The 21,026-nt window shown below is 70.4% G+C and carries 19 protein-coding genes and 1 rRNA gene; 14 read left to right on the top strand and 6 right to left on the bottom strand.

Features of this window, described 5'->3' with window-relative positions; all coding sequences use genetic code 11:
* The first annotated feature begins 30 nt into the window (after positions 1–30).
* Both BG418_RS06960 and BG418_RS06955 read left to right on the top strand, forming a co-directional pair.
* Positions 31–186, top strand: coding sequence for a hypothetical protein (locus tag BG418_RS06960; protein WP_188272844.1), 156 nt, complete (start codon positions 31–33; stop codon positions 184–186).
* A gap of 71 nt (positions 187–257) precedes the next feature.
* A complete protein-coding gene (locus BG418_RS06955; RefSeq protein WP_188272843.1) occupies positions 258–1,811 on the top strand; it encodes an FAD-binding oxidoreductase in 1,554 nt (517 codons plus the stop codon).
* A gap of 20 nt (positions 1,812–1,831) precedes the next feature.
* Here BG418_RS06955 and BG418_RS06950 read toward each other — a convergent pair whose 3' ends face one another.
* From BG418_RS06950 to BG418_RS40435, 3 genes are all read right to left on the bottom strand, one after another.
* Positions 1,832–2,566, bottom strand: coding sequence for a phosphatase PAP2 family protein (locus BG418_RS06950; protein WP_188272842.1), 735 nt, complete (start codon positions 2,564–2,566; stop codon positions 1,832–1,834).
* A gap of 209 nt (positions 2,567–2,775) precedes the next feature.
* A complete protein-coding gene (locus tag BG418_RS06945) occupies positions 2,776–3,777 on the bottom strand; it encodes a bifunctional lytic transglycosylase/C40 family peptidase (protein ID WP_317453549.1) in 1,002 nt (333 codons plus the stop codon).
* 81 nt (positions 3,778–3,858) lie between these two features.
* Positions 3,859–5,568 (bottom strand): serine/threonine-protein kinase, encoded by a 1,710-nt coding sequence (locus BG418_RS40435; protein WP_188272840.1) that lies wholly within the window; start codon positions 5,566–5,568, stop codon positions 3,859–3,861.
* A gap of 172 nt (positions 5,569–5,740) precedes the next feature.
* Between BG418_RS40435 and BG418_RS06935 the strand changes: the two genes are divergently transcribed.
* The 6 genes from BG418_RS06935 to BG418_RS06910 all read left to right on the top strand — a co-directional run bounded on the left by BG418_RS06935 (position 5,741) and on the right by BG418_RS06910 (position 11,722).
* A complete protein-coding gene (locus BG418_RS06935) occupies positions 5,741–6,178 on the top strand; it encodes a hypothetical protein (RefSeq protein ID WP_188272839.1) in 438 nt (145 codons plus the stop codon).
* 7 nt (positions 6,179–6,185) lie between these two features.
* Positions 6,186–7,979 carry an alpha/beta hydrolase gene (locus BG418_RS40785; protein WP_188272838.1) on the top strand — a complete coding sequence of 598 codons (1,794 nt, stop codon included), beginning with the start codon at positions 6,186–6,188 and terminating at the stop codon, positions 7,977–7,979.
* Complete coding sequence (locus BG418_RS06925) at positions 7,976–8,587, top strand: hypothetical protein (protein ID WP_188272837.1); 612 nt, start codon at positions 7,976–7,978, stop codon at positions 8,585–8,587. Before BG418_RS40785 ends, BG418_RS06925 begins: the two co-directional genes overlap by 4 nt.
* A gap of 198 nt (positions 8,588–8,785) precedes the next feature.
* Positions 8,786–9,211 carry a hypothetical protein gene (locus tag BG418_RS06920; RefSeq protein WP_188272836.1) on the top strand — a complete coding sequence of 142 codons (426 nt, stop codon included), beginning with the start codon at positions 8,786–8,788 and terminating at the stop codon, positions 9,209–9,211.
* Positions 9,212–9,215: 4 nt separating this feature from the next.
* Complete coding sequence (locus tag BG418_RS06915) at positions 9,216–11,084, top strand: alpha/beta hydrolase (protein ID WP_188272835.1); 1,869 nt, start codon at positions 9,216–9,218, stop codon at positions 11,082–11,084.
* Between the two features lie 95 nt (positions 11,085–11,179).
* On the top strand, positions 11,180–11,722 hold the full coding sequence (locus BG418_RS06910) for a hypothetical protein (RefSeq protein ID WP_188272834.1): 543 nt from the start codon (positions 11,180–11,182) through the stop codon (positions 11,720–11,722).
* Here the strand turns inward: BG418_RS06910 and BG418_RS06905 are convergent.
* On the bottom strand, positions 11,692–12,423 hold the full coding sequence (locus BG418_RS06905; RefSeq protein ID WP_188272833.1) for a serine protease: 732 nt from the start codon (positions 12,421–12,423) through the stop codon (positions 11,692–11,694). The genes BG418_RS06910 and BG418_RS06905 overlap by 31 nt on opposite strands.
* 387 nt (positions 12,424–12,810) lie before the next feature.
* Between BG418_RS06905 and BG418_RS06900 the strand changes: the two genes are divergently transcribed.
* The 6 genes from BG418_RS06900 to BG418_RS06875 all read left to right on the top strand — a co-directional run bounded on the left by BG418_RS06900 (position 12,811) and on the right by BG418_RS06875 (position 20,252).
* Positions 12,811–13,119: a hypothetical protein gene (locus tag BG418_RS06900; protein WP_188272968.1), complete on the top strand. Its 309-nt coding sequence runs from the start codon at positions 12,811–12,813 to the stop codon at positions 13,117–13,119.
* 234 nt (positions 13,120–13,353) lie between these two features.
* Positions 13,354–14,217, top strand: coding sequence for a hypothetical protein (locus tag BG418_RS06895; protein ID WP_188272832.1), 864 nt, complete (start codon positions 13,354–13,356; stop codon positions 14,215–14,217).
* Positions 14,207–15,571, top strand: coding sequence for a hypothetical protein (locus BG418_RS06890; RefSeq protein WP_188272831.1), 1,365 nt, complete (start codon positions 14,207–14,209; stop codon positions 15,569–15,571). The genes BG418_RS06895 and BG418_RS06890 overlap by 11 nt, the downstream gene beginning before the upstream one ends.
* Positions 15,568–17,118, top strand: a complete 1,551-nt coding sequence (locus BG418_RS06885; protein ID WP_188272830.1) for an SCO6880 family protein — start codon at positions 15,568–15,570, stop codon at positions 17,116–17,118. Before BG418_RS06890 ends, BG418_RS06885 begins: the two co-directional genes overlap by 4 nt.
* 25 nt (positions 17,119–17,143) lie before the next feature.
* Complete coding sequence (locus tag BG418_RS06880; protein ID WP_188272829.1) at positions 17,144–18,571, top strand: ATP-binding protein; 1,428 nt, start codon at positions 17,144–17,146, stop codon at positions 18,569–18,571.
* A gap of 103 nt (positions 18,572–18,674) precedes the next feature.
* Positions 18,675–20,252, top strand: coding sequence for a type VI secretion protein (locus BG418_RS06875; protein WP_188272828.1), 1,578 nt, complete (start codon positions 18,675–18,677; stop codon positions 20,250–20,252).
* A gap of 3 nt (positions 20,253–20,255) precedes the next feature.
* On the opposite strand, the gene BG418_RS06870 is transcribed toward BG418_RS06875, so the two are convergent.
* Both BG418_RS06870 and rrf read right to left on the bottom strand, forming a co-directional pair.
* Positions 20,256–20,819 (bottom strand): GNAT family N-acetyltransferase, encoded by a 564-nt coding sequence (locus tag BG418_RS06870; protein WP_188272827.1) that lies wholly within the window; start codon positions 20,817–20,819, stop codon positions 20,256–20,258.
* A gap of 82 nt (positions 20,820–20,901) precedes the next feature.
* Positions 20,902–21,018: ribosomal RNA gene (gene rrf, locus BG418_RS06865) — 5S ribosomal RNA — on the bottom strand.
* Positions 21,019–21,026: the final 8 nt, after the last annotated feature.

The following is a 21,026-nucleotide window of genomic DNA, read 5'->3' as shown; positions in this document are numbered from 1 at the left end:
GCCGCGGGTCGCCCTGGGTACCGTTGCTCTGTGCCCCAGCAAGCCTCGGACTCCGAGCACCGGACCACGACGACCGAGCGCGGGAGCTTCGCGCACGCCCGCTGTACGTGTGGGTGGGTCGGCCCTGCGCGCCGCTCCCGCGACAAGGCCCGGGTCGACGCGTCCGCGCACGAGTCGTCGGGCTAGACCCCGCGCCCCTGGGGGTGCGGTGTACGCCACTCCGTTTGAGCGGGCCCTGGTCGGGAAGGCGTTGGCCCATGCATCGGCGTTCTTTGCTCGTCGCCGGGGTCGGGCTGGGCGTGGCCGGGTGTGGGCCTGCGGCCACGCGTACTCCGCCCACGGCCACTCCCACCGGCAGGACCAGTTCGGCCGCCGTCGACTGGGCCGCCCTCGGGCGCGGGCTGAGTGGGCTGTTCGTGCGGCCGGGAGACGCCGCGTACCCCACCGCGCGGCAGCTCTACAACACCCGGTTCGACAGCCTCGCGCCCGCCGCCGTCGCCTACGTGGCGGGTGACGGGGACATCCAGGAGTGCCTGGCGTTCGCCCGCACGCACCGCGTCCCCGTCGCCATCCGCAACGGCGGCCATTCGTACGCCGGTTGGTCGTCCGGCAACGGACGTCTCGTCATCGACGTGTCGAAGCTCGCCCGGATCCGTACGGATGCGACAACCGCCACCATCGGCGCGGGCGCCCGGCTGCTCGATGTCTATCTCGGGCTGGGAAAGGCGGGGCGCACCATCCCCGGCGGCTCCTGCCCCACCGTCGGGATCTCCGGGCTCACCCTCGGCGGCGGGCACGGCGTCGCCACGCGCGCGTACGGGGCGACGTGCGACAGCCTCACCGGCGCCACCCTCATCACCGCCGACGGCAAGAAGGTCACGGCCGACGCCGACCACGACCCCGACCTCTTCTGGGCCCTGCGCGGCGCGGGCAACGGCAACTTCGGGGTGGTCACCGAGCTCACCTTCCGTACGCACGACGCCCCGCAGTCCGTCACCGCGTATCTGACCTGGCCGTGGTCGAAGGCGCAGACCGTCGTCGCGGCGTGGCAGGAGTGGGGGCCGGACCAGCCCGACGAGATCTGGTCCGCCTGCCATCTCGCGGCGGGCGCGAGCACGGCGGGCTCCCGTGCCGCCCCGACCGTCAACGTCGCCGCGTTCTCGCTCGGCTCGTACGGCGATCTCCAGAACGCCGTCGACCGCCTCGCCGACCGCGCGGGCGCCCCCGCCGCGACCGTGTCGCTGCGCCGACACGGCTACACCGACGCGATGCTCGGATACGCCGGGTGCAGCACGCTCTCCGAAGCCCAGTGCCATCTCGCGGGCAGCGTCCCCGGCCGCACCCCGCAGGGCGCGCTCCAGCGCGAGACGTACGCCGCCCGGTCCGCCTTCTTCGACCGCGCGCTCCCGGCCGACGGCGTACGGGCGCTGCTCGCCCGGGCCGAGGCGTTCGCGAGCGTCACGGCGGCGCAGGGTGGCGGGGGCGGGAACATCGATCTCACCGCGCTCGGCGGCGCGCTCAACCGGGTGGCGCCGGACGCGACGGCGTTCGTGCACCGCCGCTCGCGCGTGCTCGCGCAGTACACCGCGTCCTGGCGCCCGGGCACCCCCGGAACCGCCCAACGAGCGTGGCTGGATTCCACCCATGACGCGCTGAGCCGGTACGCCTCCGGGGCCGCCTACCAGAACTACACCGACCCGCAGCTGACGGACTGGCGCACCGCGTACTACGGAGCCGCCGCGCCCCGACTCGTACGCCTCAAGCACCAGTACGACCCGGGTCGCCTCTTCGACTTCCCGCAGGCCCTGTGACCCACGAGGGGCGAACTCCCTTACGCCGCCAGGTCGTTCTCGCCGGGACCGGCGCCGGAGGCCCCGCTTCCCTTGCCCGCGCGGGGCTCGGGGAGGTCCACGGCCAGCCGCAGCGACGCCGTGCCCGCGCGCCGCGACCGTACGAGACGGCCGAGCCGGGGCGAGCGTGCGATCCGCGACACCAGCGGGGTGAGCAGCAGCAATGCGAGCGGCGCGAGCAGAAGGGCGACGGCGGTGCCGAGCGCGAAGCCGCCGACCACGTCGGTCGGATAGTGCACGCCCATGTAGACCCGGCAGAAGCCCTCGGCGAGCGCGAGAGCGATCGCGACGGCGCCGAACTTGCGGTGCGCGACGAAGAGTCCGGCCCCGATCGCCATCGCCAGCGTGGCGTGGTCGCTCACGAACGAGTAGTCGGTCTTGCCGTCCACCAGGACGTCGAGGCCCTTGTGGTCGACGAAGGGCCTCGGCCGTTCCACGAATCCCCTGATGGGGATGTTGACGAGCAGCGCGATCCCGGCGGCGAGCGGCGCCCAGACGAGGGCCGCGACCGCGCTCATCGCGCTCTCCCGGTCCTCCCGGCGGCGCAGGCTCCACCAGCACCAGAGCACGACGAGGACGAGCGCGAGCAGGATTCCGTACTCGCCGACGAACTCCATGACGCGGTCGAACCACGTCGGCGCGGACTTGGCCAGTCCGTTGATGTCGTAGAGCAGGCTGACGTCCGGGTTCGCCCCGTCCATCGCGAGTTCAGCCATGCCACGGCCCCTTGCCTGTGCGTGTCGCTACCAACCCCCGTGGTCAGTACTCCTGCCGTCACTGTCCACTGAACGGCCTCCGGGGCCCGTGCGTTCCACTCTCCACGGAATGATCACTACGACGTTATCGAAGAGTGACTCATCGTCGCAGCTCAGGGCCATGGCCTGACGGAGTGTTGCGACGACTTCCGGCCATCGCGTACCGCCGGTCACGCCGCCGGCTTGAACGTCGGAAGCGCCGCCGCGCCGTCCTTGGTGACCCGGGTCGCACCGAAGTAGTCGGGCGCGTCGATCTTGTCGAAGCGGATGACGGCGCCGGTGTACGGGGCGTTGATCATGTACCCGCCACCGACGTACAGGCCGACGTGGTGGATGGCGCGGGAGTTGGACAGATCGGTGGAGAAGAAGACGAGGTCGCCGGGGAGCAGTTCGTTGCGGGAGGGGTGCGAGCCGGCGTTGTACTGGTCGTTGGCGACGCGCGGCAGCTCGATCCCGACGCTCTGGTAGGCGGCCTGGGCCAGCCCCGAACAGTCGAACCGCCCACCCTGCTCCGGCGTCCCCTCCCCACCCCAGAGGTAGGGCGTCCCCAGCTTCTGCTGCGCGTAGTAGATGGCGCCTGCGGCCTGCTGGGAGGGGGCGACGCGGGAGGTGGGGGCGGCGAAGCTCTTCTCCAGGGTGCGGATGGATTTCACGTAGCCCTGGGTCTCGGGGTACGGCGGCACCCCGTTGTACTTGATCACCGCATACGCGCCCGCGTTGTAGGCGGCCAGCATGTTGCTGCTCTGATCACCCGGCACGTTCTTGACGTACTTGGCGAGTTCGCAGTCGTACGAGGCGGCCGAGGGGATGGCGTCCTCCGGGTCCCACACGTCCCGCTTCCCGTCCCCGTTGCCGTCGATTCCGTGCGCGTCCCAGGTGCCGGGGATGAACTGGGCGATGCCCTGGGCGTTGGCGGGGCTGACGATCGTCGGGTTCCAGCCGCTCTCCGAGTAGAGCTGGGCGGCGAGCAGCGCCGGGTTGACCGCCGGGCAGAGGTTGCCCCACTTCTGCACGATCGGCTGGTACTTGGCCGGGACCGCCCCCTTGGCGAGCCCGACCGACTGCCCGCGACCACCGAGGCCACCGGCAAGACCGGCCGCCGCCGAGTAGGTGCCGATGACGAGCAGCGCGAGGAACGCCAGGCTCATCCCGACCCCGATCCCGCCTGCCACCCAGTATTTGCGCACCCGTCAACCCTCCCCCATCGGGGCCCGGTTCACCGCCTGTTTCTCGTCAGCCATGTCGGTGGCGTCTCATTTGGCGTTGAAACCGCTGCAGACGACGCTCTTGTAGTCCTTCGGCCCCTTCACATGCTGGTAGACGACGGTCCATTCGGTCTCCGTGTCCCGGGAGATCGGCAGGGCGGGCAGCACCTTCCCGCCGACCCGGTAGCTGAAGTCGTCGGGGTACGTCAGGTACTTCCACTCCGTCTGGTTGCCCGCATAGAGGTCGGCCGCCTTGCTCACGAAGCCGAGCTGGCGGTTGGGTGCCGTCCCGGACGTGGGGTTCCCGTCGGCGTCGACCTCGTGGGGCGGCTTCACAGTGATGGCGATGTAGTACGGGGGCGCGCCCGGCTCGTCGTACTTGAGCCGGTAGCCGATCTGCACCTTCCCCGGCGGCACGTCGTCCGTGGGATACATGTCGCCGGTCGTGACCGAGAACTGGAACTGCGAGTCCACCTGTTCCTGCATGGGCAGGCGGCAGCGATCGGACAGCGCCGAATAGCCGTCGAGCGAGGGCGCCGTCTGCTCGATGTACTGCGGCGGCCCTACCGGCTTGGTGTCCGTGCCGGCCGGCGTGGCGTTCCCCATCGGCCCGGGCGACTGCACACCACCGGCCACCGGCGACTTCGTCGCCCCCTGGGCCTGCCCCCCGCCGCCGTCCCCCTTCCCACCCGGCAGCATCCGCAACGACACCGCCGCCACCACGCCGAGCACCGCCGCCACCGCGATCGTCACCATCCAGGGGGTGCGGCGGGAGCGGGGGCGGAGGGGGTGGGTGGGGAGTTGGGGGGCCAGGGTGGGGATGTAGCCCGGAGGCATCGTGGGGGCGCCGTGGCCCGCCGGGACCAGGCCCGCGGCCATCGCGGTGGGCAGGTCGTGCGGAGCCGCCTCGGCCAGGCCCGTCGTGAGCGCCTGGTAGTACGGGTCCTCGACCAGCGCCGACGTCACCGCGCAGCGCACGATGACCTCCGCCGGAGTCGGGCGTTCGGCCGGGTCCTTGGCCGCGCAGGCCAGGATCAGCGCGGCCAGCTCCGGCTCGACGCCGCTCACGTCGATGGGCTCGTGGACGGCCCGGTACGACACGCCCTCCACCGATCCGGCCCCGAACGGCGCCCGCCCCGTCGCCGCGTACGCGATCGTCGCGCCCAGGGCGAACACGTCCGCCGGGTCGCCGACCTCGTTGCGGACGAGGACTTCGGGGGCCGTGAAGCCGGGGGTGCCGGGGGCGACGCCGGTCTGGGTCAGGGCCGTGTCGGCGGCGCCGCGCGCGATGCCGAAGTCGATGAGCTGGGGGCCCTGCGGCGCCAGGATGACGTTCTGCGGCTTGAGATCGCGATGCGTCACCCCGTACGCGTGCACGCTCGCGAGACCTTCCGCGAGCGCCGCGAACAGGCGACGGCAGGTATCCGGCGGGAAGGGGCCCCGGTCGGCGACGGCACGGCTCAACGTCGGACCGGAGACGTACTCGGTGGCGAGCCAGTACGGCGGCGCGGCCAGCGACGCGTCGATCAGGTTCGCGGTGTACGCGCTGCGCACCGCCCGGACCGTCTCCGCCTCCCGGCGAAATCGCGCCAGCGCCTCGGGGTGGTCGACGATCTCGTCCTTGATCACCTTGAGCGCGACGAGCCGTCCGCCGGGCGAGCGCCCGAGGTAGACCATGCCCATTCCGCCCGCGCCCAGCCGGGCGAGCAGGGCGTACGTACCTATGTGTGCCGGATCCTGGGCCTTGAGCGCGTCCACCGGACGACTCTGCCACGCAACTGCCGCTTCCCTCACATCCGTTGACCCACTTGTGATCACTTGCGGCGTTTGGTGATCTCGCAACGAAAGGAACCGGCCATTCCACTCCTGCCAGGGCCGTTGCTACATTCACCCCCACAGGTAAAGGGATAGCCAACGGGGGACCAAGCGCATGTCACGAAGCGCACAGTGGGACGAGCTCTTCGCGGGCGCTCCGGGAGGGGCGGACGGGTCCGGCACCGCGTCCGACGGTCGTATGCGGCTCGCGTCCGCAGGCGGCTCCGGTGCTCCTGACATCCAGTTCAGCAAGTCCCCCTGGTCCTCCGCGGGCGGGGTCGCGGGCGAGCTGCGGACCGGCACGGCGGGCGCGCTCGCCGACCTCGACGCCGCCTCCGAGGGCGTCACCAAGGGCACCGAGGGCTTCGGCGCCACGGCCGCGCTCGAAGAGATCCGTACGTCCTGGAAGGACCGGCTCGGCTCGGTGCGCGACGAGTGCGGGCGCCTGGGCGGCGTCCTCAAGAGCGTCGGCAAGGACTTCGGCGAGACGGACGTACAGGTCGGCAATGACGTGAAGGCCGCCGTCCCGGCGCCGAAGACCGAGGGGCGGTGACCCGGAAGTGCCCACCTGGCAGCAGCTGAGGGACGTCAAGCTCTCCGAGTTCACCGAGGCCGCGGGCGGCTGGGGCAAGGTCAGCAGCCGTGCCAACGCCGCCAAGGACCGCGTCGACAACGAGATGCACGCGCGGCTCCACGAGACGCAGCAGAGCAAGACCGCCGAGGGCGCGGTCGCCGACATCGCGCGCCTGAGCCGCAACTACCAGTATCTGCACACCGAGTGCGGCCTGATCCGTACCGCGCTCGACGGCCTCGCCACCGAGCTCGCCGCCCCGCAGAAGAAGCTCCAGCAGGCGCTGGAGGACGCGGAGAACCTGAAGTTCACGGTCGAGGCGGACGGGTCGGTCAAGTACCCGGTCACTGTGACGGTCCCGTACGCCCCCGGCCCGGGCGTCGCGAAGCCGAGCACACCGTCCCCGTTCCTGCTCCCCGGCAAGAGCGAGGGCGGCGGCACGGACCCGAACAAGGCCAAGGCCGACGACATCGCCGCGCGCATCTCCGGCGCGGTCCGCGACGCGGCCGAGATCGACGGCCGCTACGCGGGCGTCCTGCGCCGCCTCAAGTCCCCGGCGGGCCTCGCGGTCACCGACGAGATGCTGGTGGACGCGGCGGCGGACACCAAGGATCTGCAGAAGAACGCGAAGTTCCTGCCGGAGTCGGGGATACCGAAGGGGAAGTCTCCGGCGGAGAACAAGAAGTGGTGGGACCATCTCAGCCAGGAGGAGCGGGACGAGTACACGACGCTCTTCCCCGAGCGGGTTGGCGCCCTCGACGGCCTGCCGTCACCGGTGCGCGACGACGCCAACCGGATGGTGCTCGCCGAGACGCACGCCCAGGTCCAGCTCGACCTGAACAAGCTCGGCCCCGAGCCCCAGAAGCAGATCGCCAACCCCAACGGCAGCTACCCGGTCAGCGTCGTCAACCCCGGCTGGACCGCCTGGGACAACGCGGGCGGCAGCCGGCTGACCGCCCAGCTGAAGGGCATCAACGCGATCGAGAAACGGTTCGCGGACACCGGCGTGGAGGGGCTGCCGGAGGCGTACCTCCTCGGCTTCGACACGCAGGGCAACGGCCACGCGATCGTCGCCAACGGCAACCCGGACACAGCTCAGCACACCGCCGTGTACGTGCCGGGCACCAAGAGCAAGCTCGAAGGCGCGAGCGGCGACATCAACCGTATGACCAGCGTCTGGCGCGAGAGCCAGGGCATGGCGCCGGGCCAGTCCGTCTCCACCATCACCTGGATCGGTTACGACGCCCCGCAGAGCATCGTCCCCGAGGCGATGGAGAAGAGCTGGGCCCACGACGGCTCGCCCAAGCTCAACCAGTTCCTCGACGGCCTCCAGACCACCCAGGGCGGCGCCGACAAGAGCCACACCACGGTCATCGGCCACAGCTACGGCTCGACGGTCGTCGGCGACGCCTCGAACCGGGGCGAACTGGCGGCCGACGACATCGTCGTGGCGGGCAGCCCCGGCATGCTGGCGGGTGACGCGGGCGATCTCGACGTCGGCAAGAAGCACGTGTGGTCCGAGGCCACGGGCGACGACCTCGTTCCGGCCGGCGGCAAGGTCGCGGGACTGGGCGGCTACAAATGGGGCATCGAGAAGTGGCACGGCATCCCGTTCAACGCCGGCTACATCCAGTACGTGCCCTCCGACGAGGCGTTCGGCGCCCACCGGATGCAGACCGACACCAGCGGCCACAGCGGTTACTGGGACTCCGGCAGCGTGAGCCTGCACAACCAGGCCGCCGTCGTCGCCGGGCAGTACGACCAGGTGAAGGAAGCGGATTGACCAGCACGACGACCCCAGCGCGCCGCCCCCGGCAGGTACCGCCGCGCCACCGCCGGCGCGTGCTCACGGCGCTGGCCGGCGCACTCGCCCTCGCCACTCTCACGACGGGATGCTCGATGGACAGCGACAGCAACGGAAGCGACCCGGGCGGCCTCGGCTACACGCCGACCACCTTGGCCGTCGACGAGGCGCGGGCGAAGACCAAGCGCCTTTCCAGCCAGATCTACGACCTGCTGGCGATCAAGAACGCCCAGACCACCAGGCCGGGCCCGGGCATCACGCGCAGTACCAAGGACCCCGACCACCTGTACCAGGTCCGTCACCCCTGGTCGCTCTACGACGTACCGGTGAGCGAACTCCAGGCGGGCTACCAGCGGCTCAAGGACCGGATGCCCGGCAACGGCTGGAAGATCACCAAGTCCGGCCCGAACGGCACCAAGGCCAACACCCAGGAGCTGTACGCCGATTCGACCGCGGAGGACCGTTTCACGGTCCTGGTCGAGCTCTGGGACAAGCCGACCGCAGGCAAGAAGCCGCTGATCCTGGTCACCGTGGTCTCGGCGTACTTCCGCGCGCCGCAGGGGACGGACCTGGACGGCGAGTACTGAGGTCGCACTCAGACGCCGCGCCACGGAAGTTGGCGGCGCGCACGTGGACGCCTGAGCGCGAACACTCTTGCGCACACCCTGACCTGGGTGTTATGCGCGGCGGCCCTTTTTTCCACCGCGCCCCTGCCTGCGCTTGCGCACGCCCCCACCCGCCCCTTTAGCGTCGTTTCGGGGCGGCGGAGGGGCCGCACGGGACCGGTGGGGGAGTACGTGTACGCGCAGAGCTGGCAGCGGTTGCTGGACCAGGCGGGGCAGCCCAAGGCCATGTCGCTGGCTTCGGCGGGGCCGGGGAGCGGCAGCGGCAGCGGCGAGCTGAAGCACAGCGCCAAGCCCTGGTCCGACGCGGCGGGCACCGCCCACAGCCTCCAGACGGACACCGCCAAGGTGAAGGGCACCCTGGCCACGGCCCACACCGGCGCCGAGGCGGGCACGGCCGGTCTTGCCAGCATGGCCGCGCTCAAGTCCGTACTGACGTCGTGGGAGACGCGGCTGACGGCCGTCCACACCGAGTGCGGGTCCGTGGAGCCGATCCTGCGCCGGACGGCGTTCGCGCAGGGTGAGGTGGACGCGGGTGTGAAGTCGGCGCTGGCGCAGTACTCCGCGCCGGCCGGCAAGGGCCGGTGACGGGGTGCTCACCTGGCAGCAGCTGCACGACCTCAAGTGCGCCGAACTCCTCGACGCCGCCGACGGCTGGGGCGCCGTCAGCACCCAGGCCGACGCGGCCCGGACCCGGATCAGCGGCGAAATGATCCACGGTCTGGAGGCCACACAGAAGGGCATGGCGGCACCGGCCGCCATCGACCGCCTACGGCGCCTGGACCGCAACTACGACTACATCCACACCGAATGCGGCCTGGTCCGTACGACGGTCAACTCCCTCGTGTACGAACTGATCGGCTTCCAGGGCCAGTTGAAGGACGCCCTCGACGACGCGGCGAGCCTCGGCTTCACGGTCGCGGCGGACGGCTCGGTGAGCTATCCGGCGGGTGGCCAGAACGTGGTCACGAACCAGCCGAACCCCGGCGGCAGCGTCACGGCCGACACCCCGATCCTGTCCCGCCCGCCCACCCTGAACACGCCCCACCCCGGCCTGGCCGACCCCAACCCGAACCGCGCCAAGGCCCAGGACATCGCCGACCGCATCCGGCGCGTCCTCACGGCGGCCCGTCAGGCCGACGAGCACTTCAGCTCGGCCCTGAACAAGCTCAAGGCCGAGCCGGGCCTGGACGTCACCGACGCGACATGGAAGGACGCGGCGGCGGACCTGGCCGCGGTGCGCCAGATCTCCGGCGATCGCCTGAAGAAGACCATCCCGACGAGTGGCACCCCGGCCGAACGCCACGACTGGTGGACCCACCTGTCCCCGTCCCAGCGCGACGAGTACCTCGCGCTGTGTCCTGACATCATCGGCAACCTCGACGGCATCCCGGCCGTCGCCCGGGACAAGGCCAACCGGGACAATCTGGAGTTGCTGATCGGGAAGTTGTCGGGGGTGGACGACGGTGCGGCGCAGGCGAAACTGGCCGGGCTGCGCTCCATCGACGAGCAGTTGCGGGCCGTGCCGGCCCCGGGTGTCCCGCCGATGTACCTGCTCGGCATCGGCGACCAGGGCAACGGCCGGGCCATCGTGGCCTTCGGCAATCCGGACACGTCGAAGAACGTATCGGCTTACGTTCCGGGGTTCAGCACGTCACTGGACGAGTCATTCGCTCGCAACGACATCGATCGTGCCCGCGCGACCGCCAAGGGGGCGGGGTTCTACGACCCTTCAAGTGCTTCGATCGTCTGGCTCGGCTACGACGCCCCGCAGTTCGACGCCGTGAAATTCCTTGAGATCAACAAGATGGCCGAGAACTTCGAAGTCATGGGCGATCACGACGCCAAGGTCGGCGCGTCCGCGTACAACCAGTTCATGGCGGGAATCTCCACCACGCACGAGCCGGGCGATCGGCACATCACCGCCATCGGCCACTCCTACGGCTCCCTCACTGTCGGCCTCGCCGCACAGCAGCACGGTGGCATCCCCGGCGCCGACGACATCATCCTGGTGGGCAGCCCCGGCACCGAGGCGAAGACCGCCGACGACCTGGGGGTCGGCCGGGACCACGTCTATGTGGGCGCCGCCAAGAACGACATCGTGACCCAGTTGCCGAGCAAGGGCGAAGTGAGCGGCAGCTCGCTCATCACCCAACTCGAACGACCCCTAATAGGCGGCTACCTGGCAGACAAGCTCAAGGAGGCCATGGACGGCGGTCCCGACCAGCTCTACTTCGGCACCGACCCGGCGAGCCACGAGTTCGGCGCCAAGCGCTTCGCGACGGGGGACGGCCCGCCGCTCATCGACGGGGGCAAGCTCAAGGGCCTGGAGCTTCCATCCCCCGACGTCAGCGCCCACTCGCACTACTTCGACCCGAACAAGGACCCGGAATCCGCCCGGAACATAGCCAAGATCGTCTCGGGCAACGCACAGCGGATCGGAACCCAGGAGCCCCGGTGAAGCCCCTCCCTCGCGTCAGCATCGCACTTGCGCTTCTGGCCACTACCAGCTGCGGTCTGGCCACCTCCCGGCCCGCCGAACGGAGCAACTCAAAGGTGAACATGCAGCAGGCGGCCGAGAAGGCCGACGCAATCCTCCAGGAAACACTTGCTGGCATCACCCCCGGGCTCCGGTGGGTCCATGAGGCATCGGACGACAGCGGCTGTCCGGACTGGAAGAACGCCGCTACCGGCGCGGGCTCAGTCGCTCGCGGCGTCATGATCATGACCATCGTGTCTCCGGAACGTCGCGGCAGCCTGCTCGGCGTGGTCGAGCGCAATTGGAAGGCGCGTGGATTCAAGATCACCAGCATCGACTCCGACGCGACGCTCCCTGCTGTTTACGCCTCAACCCCGGACAACTTCCGCATGGAGGTCGCGGTGGGCGGCGAAGGACAGTTCAAGTTCGGCATCACTACCCCCTGCTTCGCCGACTCCCCCGTCCAAGAGCCCACCACCCCGTCCAACGTCGACACCAACACCCCCGCCTACGAGGGCGGCAAGCCTCTCCCCCGCCCCTACATCCACGACGACTTCTGGTCCGCCAACACCCCCGGCGCCCCCACCCCTCAGGGCACCCTCCCCTCCGCCAACCGATAGAGCGCCGCCGTCGTCTTGCCGAAGACCACGCTGTACGACACGTCGGGGTCGTCGCCGCCCTGTTCGTAGCCGCCTATGACGCCCTCCACCGCGCCCGTCGCCGTCACCCACGGGCTGCCGCTGGTACCGCCGGAGTAGTCGGGGCACTCGATGCGCTGCTGGGTGTCGCCGTACGCCGTGGCGTGGTTGGTGCACATCTGGGGGGTTTCCGCGTCGCTGGGGTAGCCGGTGACCGTCACCGCCGCGCCCGTCGAGCCGGCAGTGGTCAGGGGCGCGCCGCCCACCACGTCCTCCACCTGAGCGCCCGTCAGCGACCCCGCGCCCAGGACCGCGAAGGCCACGTCGTCGTCCTCGCTGCCGTCCTCCTGCCACGCGTCGTCCATGAACTTCGCCTTGACCGGCCAGGTCCCGTACGGCGCCTGCCCGTCCCGGTAGCCGGGCACGAACACCGCGTCGTCCTGGTCGTCCAGGCAGTGCGCGGCCGTGACGATGAGGTCGCGGCCCTGGCTGTGCACCACCGACGCCGTACAGAAGTGGTCGCCGTCCAGCCCGCCCGCGAAGAGCGCGCCCACGCGCGCGGTGGCGGCCGTCGCGGGCGCGGGCACCGTCGTGCCGCCGGTCGCGGCCCGGTACCCGTACGTCGGGATGACCAGAAGCACGGCCACCGCGGACAGAGCGCGCAGCTGGGAGACGTGTCTCATAGGTCAGACACTCTCGCGCGGAACTGAGAACATCCATGGAACTTTTCTGAGAAGTCTCTGTAAAGTGCCGCGCCCCGGCGTGCCCCCGGGGCCCCAGAGAGCGCGCCACACCCCCCACTCCGCCCGCTCTCAGGCCAACAGCCCCAGAGTGCACCAACGACAGTCATTGCCCGGAGTCACCCTGCGTGATACACAGAGTGACCATACGCGAATCCGTAGAGAACCGGTCCACCGCAGGTCAGGGCGGTGCGACCGGTACAGCTGTGCGGTTTCGAGTAAAGACCGCCGCCAAGTCGACATACCCGGGCGGTTTCATCAGCGAAGATAGAGCCTGACCCATGCCGTGGGGCAGGGGTATCGAACTACCCGACAGGGGCGGTGAGTTACGTGTACCTGGCAGCCGAAAAGGGCGACATCAACACCATCATCGGCGGAATCGCTCCCAACTGGGGGCCGTTCGGGAGCCTGGGCCAAGAGGCCCGTGTGATGGTCGAGGTCGTGATGGCGGTGGCCATTCTGCTGTGCCTCGGCATCGCCGTCTGGGGCGCGGCCAAACAGCGGATCGGCGCGACGGCGCTGCGCGACACGTTCAGCGCGGAGCAGGGCAAGGGCCTGATCGTCGCCGGACTGACCGGGGTCTTCATCATCGGCTCGCTCGGCACACTCTTCACCATCGTGTACGGGATGGCCGTCTGACCTGGCATCAGGTCACCACCCACCCCGCCGCGTTCGTCCCCACGGGCCCGCCCAGGCCCCCCTCAACCACCATCCGTCCGTCGTGCCCACCGGCAGAGGTTGCGTCTCCCTGATGTCGAGTCACCACACCGCGCCCGCGCGGGAACCAGCACGGCTACCGTCGTACTACACGAAGTCGTACTACACGACGGGGCAGCGAGCGGCACAGCGAAGGGGCGAGGGGGAGTACGCGGCATGAGCGTCGGCGACGAGCACGACTCCAGGCGTACCGAGGACCCGTACAACGATCCGTACAGCACCGTCGGCGGTACGCGCCAGACGCGCACCCGGCTGCCCGAGGGCGAGGGCGCCGACGTCTACGGCGGCGCGCGGCGCCCCGTGCGCGCCTCGCGGTCGCTGATCACGGTGGTCGGCGTGGTGGCCCTCCTGGTCGCCGCGATCGCCTTCGCCAACAGAGGCGACGGCGGCTCGGGCGGCTCCTCCGGCGACCCCAAGCAGTCGGGCGCCCAGCCGACGTCGGCGACCGGCACGAAGCCGGTCGAGGGCAAGACCGGCGGCATCGCCTCGGGCTTCCCCCAGACGGAACAGGGGGCGCAGTCGGCGGCGGCCAACTATGTCGTGGCGCTCGGCTCCGACGGCATGTACAACACGGCCCGGCGACACGCCATCGTGAACACCGTGTACGCGCCGGACGTGGCCGCCGCACGTCAGGGCGACCTCGACAAGGCGTACTCCGGCGCGGAGTTCCTGACCCGGATCGGCCTGAAGCCGGACGGGAGCGCACCCGCCGGGCAGACGTTCATCTCCCGCTTCAACCCGGTCGGCGCCAAGGTGGAGAAGTTCGCCAACGACACGGCGAGCGTGTCGGTCTGGTACTCGGCGCTGTTCGGGCTGGCCGGTGAGGGCTCCAAGAACCCGGTTTCCGAGGGCTGGTACACCAACACGTTCCAGCTGAAGTGGGTCGGCGGCGACTGGAAGGTCACCGACTTCACCCAGAAGGACGGCCCGGCGCCCGTGGGCCGCGACCAGGCCGCAGCGACCGCCAAGGACATGGCCGACGCCGTCGAGCAGTACGGAGGGTTCACCTATGCCCGGTAAGCGGCCCCGCCGTGCCCTCTCGTTCGCCACGGCGCTGGCGGCGGTGCAGACCACCGCCGTGCTGGCCGCCACGTACGTGTACGCGGCTCCGAGCCCGACCCCGAGCCCCACTCCGAGCCCCGGGCCCAGCAACTCCAACGGCGGCGGCAACGCGTGCGACCTCATCCGCGGCCCCGCCAAGGACTACTGCGAGTCCGGCAACAGCAACGTCAAGGCGCCGCCGGGCACCGTCGGCCCCGGCGACCCCGCAGACCCCCTCACCTCCCTCTCCAAGGGCTGCGCCGACGCCGCCGTCTGGGTCGTCGACACGCTCTCCAAGTTCGTGAAGACCGCCGCGAAGGTGGACTTCACCAACCCCGCCTTCCTCGGCCGCTACGCCGTCGTGTTCGCCGCCGCCACGATCCTGACCCTCGTCCTGTGGCTGCTGGCCGTGGCCAAGCGGGCCATCCGGGGGGTGCCGCTGACGACCGCGATCTCCGAGGCCGTCGGGTTCCTGTGGCTGACCGTGCTGGCGTCCGCCTTCACCCCGCTGATCCTGTACACCGTGGTCAACGCCACCGACGCCGTCACCGACGTCATCGCGTCCGGCACCGGCGATCAGACGGACGTGTTCTTCGGGTCGTTCTCGGCCGCGCTGAAGAAGGGCACGGACATCGGCGGCGGGCCGATCATGCTGATCGTGGTCTCACTGGTCACCATCGTCGCGGCCGGCGTGCTCTTCCTTGAGCTCTACATCCGCGCGCTCCTGCTGTACGTGGGCGCGCTGCTGGGCGTCGTCGTGTACTCGGGGCTCGTCGACAAGAACATGTGGGGCCATGTCCGGCGCTGGGCCGGGATCATGATCGCGATCATCATGGTGAAACCCATCATCGTGATCGTGCTGAGCCTGGCGGGGGCGCTGTCCGCCGGAAAGGGGCCCGATTCGTTCCAGGCCGTCGTCTCCGGGCTCGCCATCATCCTGCTGGCCATCTTCGCCTCCGCGATGATCTACCGCTTCGTCCCCGGCTTCGGCGACGAGATCGCCGCCGCCCGCAGCAACCGCAAGCAGGCCACCAGCGGCGCGTCGGCCGCCGCCGTGATCTCCTCCCCGGCGGCCCTCGTCTCGCAGGGCATCAAGACGCACAGCAGCCGGGGCAACCAGAACAACGCCCAGGCCCGGCCCGCCAACCCGATGTCCGGCGGTGTGGCCGCCCACAGCAGCCGGAGCACCTCCGGCGGCGGTGGCGGCGGCGGATCTGTCCCCTCCGCCGCACCCTCGCCCCGTAACGGCTCCGGTCCCACCAGCGGCACCCCGCACAGCAGCCGCAACACCGGCAACAAAGGCAACAACAGCACAGGAGGTGGAGGGCGTTGACGACCCAGTCCCATCCGGTCTCGCCCCGCCGCACGTATCTGATCGGCCGGGCCAGGCCGTCGGCGATCGTCGGCAAGAACCGCGAGACCGGCGAGATCGCGCTGATCATCGGCGGCGCGTTCCTCGGCATGATGTCCGGACTGCTGGTCCCCGTCCTGTCCCTGCGGATCATGCTGCTCATGGGCTTCCCCATGCTGGCGCTCGCCGCGGTGTACCTCCCGTACAAGCACCGCACCTTCTACAAGTGGTTTGAAATCAACCGCAGTTATAAGCGGTCGCTGCGGCGCGGGACCACCTATCGCTCCGGCGCCATGGAGGCGGGCGTCGGGATCGACGGGCGTGAGGTCGAGGTCGGGCCGCCGCCGGGGATCGGGCGGATCAGCTGGCTCGCGGCGCCCTTCGGCCCCGACGAGATCGCCGTACTGCTGCACGCCGACCGCCGTACGGTGACCGCCGCCATCGAGATCGAGGGCCCGGGCGTCGGGCTGCGCGACAGCGAGGACCAGGAGGCGCTGGTCGACCGGTTCGGCACGCTGCTCAAGCATGTCGCCAACGGCGACGGCTTTGTGACGCGCCTTCAGATGCTGGCCCGCACCCTGCCCGCCGACCCGGACGCGCACGCCAAGGACGTCGCCCAGCGCGGCGACCACGGCTCGCCCGACTGGCTCCAGGAGTCCTACGAGCAGCTGCAGTCCATGGTGTCCACCTCCAGCGAGCAGCACCGCGCGTATCTGGTGGCCTGTATGCAGTACTCGCGCGAACTGGCCGCCGAGGCCCACGCCATGGCCCGCGCCGCCCGCCCGCAGCCCGGCCGCAAGCTCGACAAGGACGCGGGCCTCGCCGTCGTCATGGCCCGCGAGCTCACCGACATCTGCGCGCGCCTCGCCGAGGCCGACATCCGCGTACGCCAGCCGCTCGGCCAGGGCCGCCTCGCCTCACTCGTCCACTCCATGTACGACCCGGACCACCCCATCGACCACATCCAGGCGATGACCAAGCGCAACGCCTGGCCCGCCGAGCTGGACGCGGTCGAGCCGACGTACCTGCAGGCCAAGACCCGCGAGTCCTCCACGCGCGCGCCCTGGTGCCACGCCACGGCCTGGGTGAAGGAGTGGCCGATGACCCCCGTCGGCGTCAACTTCCTCGCCCCGCTGCTCGTCCACACCCCGGACGTGATCCGTACGGTGGCGGTCTGCATGGACCTGGAGCCGACCGAAGTGGCGATCGAGCGCATGCTCACCGAGAAGACCAACGACGAGGCCGAGGCCTCCCGCGCGGCCAAGATGAACCGGACCGTCGACCCTCGCGACATCGCCGCCCACGGCCGTCTCGACCAACGGGGTGAAGATCTCGCCAGCGGCGCGGCGGGCGTCAACCTCGTCGGGTACATCACCGTGTCGGCGCGCTCCCCCGAGGCGCTGGCGCGGGACAAGCGCACCATCCGCGCCTCGGCCGGCAAGTCGTATCTGAAGCTGGAGTGGTGCGACCGCGAGCACCACCGGGCCTTCGTCAACACCCTGCCGTTCGCGACCGGCATCCGCCGCTAGCCGAGAGCTGATTGGGGCCCTGCTCATGCGAGATCCGCTCTCCGCGCTCACCAACGCGTTCACCTCCTTCCTCTTCGGGAAGGTGGAGACGACCCGGCTGCCCGTCCGCACCTCCACCGGCCAGGCGCAGGCCGTCTATCTGCCGACGGCCGCCCCCGGCCTCGGCGACTCGGGCGTGATCATCGGCCGCGAGGTCTACAGCGGCAAGGGATACATCTACGACCCCTTCCAGCTGTACGGACAGCAGCTGCCGGCCCCGCACTGGCTGGTCCTTGGCGAGTCCGGCAACGGCAAGTCGGCGCTGGAGAAGACGTACGTCCTGCGCCAGCTGCGGTTCCGCGACCGCCAGGTCGTCGTGCTCGACGCGCAGGGCGAGGACGGCGTCGGCGAGTGGAACCTCATCGCCCGCGAGCTGGGGATAACGCCCATCCGGCTCGACCCGATGGCCGCCCTCGACGGCGGCATCAAACTCAACCCGCTGGACCCGGCGATCACCACGACCGGCCAGCTGGCGCTTCTTCGTACGATCATCGAAGTGGCGATGGGTCACGGCCTGGACGAACGATCGGGCTTCGCGCTGAAGGTGGCGCACGCGTACGTCAACGAGACCATCACCGATCGCCAGCCCGTCCTCACCGACATCGTGGAGCAGCTGCGTCACCCGGAGGCCGAGTCCGCCGAGGCCATGAACGTCGACATAGACGATGTCCGGGCCTGGGGCCTGGACGTGGCCCTCGTCCTCGACCGGCTTGTCGACGGCGACCTGCGGGGCATGTTCGACGGCCCGACGTCGATCGGGATCGATCTGGACGCGCCGCTGATCGTGTTCGATCTTTCGCACATCGACCGCAACTCGATCGCGATGCCGATCCTGATGGCGATCGTGGGCGTCTGGCTGGAGCACACCTGGATCCGTCCGGACCGCAAGAAGCGCATCTTCCTGGTGGAGGAGGCGTGGCACATCATCAACTCGCCGTTCGTGGCGCAGCTGTTCCAGCGCCTGCTCAAGTTCGGCCGACGCCTCGGCCTGTCGTTCGTCGCCGTCGTCCACCATCTGTCGGACGTCGTGGACGGCGCTGCGGCACGGGAGGCGGCGGCGATCCTGAAGATGGCCTCCACCAGGACGATCTACGCGCAGAAGGCGGACGAGGCACGCTCGACGGGCCTGGTCCTCGGCCTGCCGCGCTGGGCGGTCGAGATCATCCCCACGCTCACCCCCGGCATCGCGGTCTGGGACGTCAACGGCAATGTCCAAGTGGTCAAACACCTGATCACCGAGCGCGAACGACCACTCGTCTTCACCGACCGGGCGATGACGGAGTCGGCGGCGACCGACGACGTCCTGGCCCATGAGCTGGAGAGCCGGCTGGAGACGGAGACCGAGCGCCGGGCGGCGCTGAGGGAGCAGCAGATGTCCGGCACATCACCGCCGTCGGAGTCGACGGTGGCCTGACGTGCGGAGACGGCCTGCTGTACTGAGGTGGCCCGACGCCCGCGGTTTCATTTGACTCGCCCGACCTGCGCAAGTTGCCCTGCCCTGCCGGAGGTTGCCTGACATGCCGGAGTCCCGTTCCCGCGGCGAGGAGCGCGGAATCCCCGATTCCCTCCTCATCGGGCTGCTCGCGTTCCTGCTCGGCCTCACCGTCCTGGTCTGGTCGTCGACGGGCCTCGCGGGCCTGTTCAGCCATGGCGCCTGGCCGGACGGCGTAACGTTCACGCGCACCCCGAAGGCCCTGCGCCAGCTGGTCCAGGCCCCGCACGACCTCCCGGCCGCCTGGCCGGACACCCCCAAGGCCCAGCTCTCCGGCTACGGCCTCTTCTGGGGCCTGCTCATCGGCCAACTCCTGGTGCTGTTCGTCCTGTTTATCTTCGCCCTGGGTACGTGGTCGCGATGGCGGGCTGTACGGGGGCGGGCGAAGGCGGCGGCGCGGCTGTCGGGGGATGCGGTGGCGGGGCGCGCGGGGCCGGTGGGGCAGGCGGGACCCGTTGAGCAGGCTGCGGGGCCGAATCCTGCGGGGCCGGTGGAGGCCGCGCCGGTGGCCGCCCAGGCGTGGCAGCCGGAGCCGGAGCCCGTACCGCAGGGGCCCAGCGCGGCGGACGCGGCGAGACAGGTGCGTACTGCTGACACTGCGCCCACGGAGGTCGCAGAGGTCGCTGAGGTCGCGCCCCAGCCCGGCCTCCTGCCGTCACCCCGTACGGCCCGCCCGCCCAGAGTCGTCTACGGCGGCCCCGACACCCGGCGCCCCACGGCCGTCCAGGCCATCCAGGACGCCGAGGGCCCCGCGCTCGTCATCACCTCCGACCCCACGCTGTGGGCGGAGACGAAGGACGGGCGCGCGAAACTCGGGCCGGTCCATGTGTACGACCCGGGGCACCTCTGCGACACCCCGGCCCGCCTCCACTGGTCGCCCACCAGCGGCTGCGAGGACGCGGACATCGCACTCGCCCGCGCGACCGCGCTGCTCGCGCCCGTACGCCCGCAGGCCCGTATCGACACCGCCATGGCCGACACCGCCGAGACGCTGCTGCGCTGCTGGCTGCACGCCGCCGCGCTGGACAGCCGGGACGGCAAGGCGGTCAAGCAGGTCCACCGCTGGGCCCAGGGGACGGGCGCCCACGAGGCCGTCCGCATACTCCGTACGCATCCCAAGGCCATGAGCGGCAGCGCGGGCCTGCTGGAGTCGGCGCTCACCGCGCACCCGGAACGCCGGGAGATCGCCCAGCAGTTGACCTCCCGCGCGCTCGACGCCCTCTCGTCCATCCACATCCGCGAGGCCTGCACACCGAATCGAGCCGATTCGCTGGCCCTGGAATCATTCGCGGCCGAAGGGGGCACGCTTTACGTGGTGGGTGAAGCCATTGAGGATCCCCGGTCGCGTCCCGCCGCGATGCCCCTCTTGACCGCCCTCGCCTCAGACGTGGTCGAGCGCGGCCGCCGCATGGCCGAACGGTCATCCGACGGTCGGCTCGACCCACCAATGACGCTGGTCCTGGACGACGTCGCGGCCGTGGCGCCGCTCCCCCGCCTGCCCGAACTCCTGTCGACCGGCGAGGACCACGGCCTCCCGACCCTGGTCCTGCTCCGCTCGGCCGAACAGGCCAGGGCGCGCTGGACGGAAACGCTGACGCCGTGACTCCTACGTCCCCGACGGCCGGACGATCTCCATCTCGACATCGTGCGACGCCGACTCGCCGGGTGCCACAGGCGCGCTCTTCCCCGTCCGCACGAACCCGAACTTCGTGTAGAAGCCCTCGGCCCGCGGGTTCTCCGTGTGTACGTACAGTCGTACGCGCCCGATCTTCGGCGTCTCCAAGGACCAGACCCACTCCACGGCGGCCTGGAAAAGCCGCTCGGTGAGGCCGATGCCGCGGTGCTCGGGCCGTACGAAGACGCCCACCAGATGCGCCTGGTCGGCCTCGATCGCGTCCCCGAAGAAGTCCTCGCCGCCGGCCCGCTCGATCAGGGCGACGACCGTGCCGGCCCAGGTGCCGTCGGGGGCCTCGGCCACGAACTGGCAGGCACCGCCGTCGCCGGTCGCCCCGGCGGTGCGCTCTTCCCAGAAGGAGTCGGGCTGGGCGACCGCCTGCTCGGTGGTCTCCAGGAAGGCCACGGGTGCGGCGGGATCGGCGAGCGCGGCGAGCCGCAGCTCCTTGGCCTTGCGCCATTCGTCTGCCCGTACGGGGCGTATCACGCGTTCCATGGCGAGATAGTGCCATGAAACGCAGAAAAGCCCCGCACCATTAATCCTTGCGGATCATGGTGCGGGGCTTCCCGCAATGATTGTTCGGCGGCGTCCTACTCTCCCACAGGGTCCCCCCTGCAGTACCATCGGCGCTGAAAGGCTTAGCTTCCGGGTTCGGAATGTAACCGGGCGTTTCCCTAACGCTATGACCACCGAAACACTATG

Origin of the sequence: Streptomyces sp. CBMA152 (assembly GCF_014596475.1) — a bacterium.
Taxonomy (GTDB): domain Bacteria; phylum Actinomycetota; class Actinomycetes; order Streptomycetales; family Streptomycetaceae; genus Streptomyces.
Note: the sequence above shows the minus strand (reverse complement) of the source record. Positions and strands in the feature narration are given on the sequence as shown.

Coding starts and splice junctions, on each gene's coding strand:
- BG418_RS06950 (WP_188272842.1), bottom strand. CDS start 2,566: ATGGCTGAACTCGCGATGGACGGGGCGAACCCGGACGTCAGCCTGCTC.
- BG418_RS06935 (WP_188272839.1), top strand. CDS start 5,741: ATGTCACGAAGCGCACAGTGGGACGAGCTCTTCGCGGGCGCTCCGGGA.
- BG418_RS06875 (WP_188272828.1), top strand. CDS start 18,675: ATGCCGGAGTCCCGTTCCCGCGGCGAGGAGCGCGGAATCCCCGATTCC.
- BG418_RS06905 (WP_188272833.1), bottom strand. CDS start 12,423: ATGAGACACGTCTCCCAGCTGCGCGCTCTGTCCGCGGTGGCCGTGCTT.
- BG418_RS06895 (WP_188272832.1), top strand. CDS start 13,354: ATGAGCGTCGGCGACGAGCACGACTCCAGGCGTACCGAGGACCCGTAC.
- BG418_RS06870 (WP_188272827.1), bottom strand. CDS start 20,819: ATGGAACGCGTGATACGCCCCGTACGGGCAGACGAATGGCGCAAGGCC.
- BG418_RS06890 (WP_188272831.1), top strand. CDS start 14,207: ATGCCCGGTAAGCGGCCCCGCCGTGCCCTCTCGTTCGCCACGGCGCTG.
- BG418_RS06880 (WP_188272829.1), top strand. CDS start 17,144: ATGCGAGATCCGCTCTCCGCGCTCACCAACGCGTTCACCTCCTTCCTC.
- BG418_RS06955 (WP_188272843.1), top strand. CDS start 258: ATGCATCGGCGTTCTTTGCTCGTCGCCGGGGTCGGGCTGGGCGTGGCC.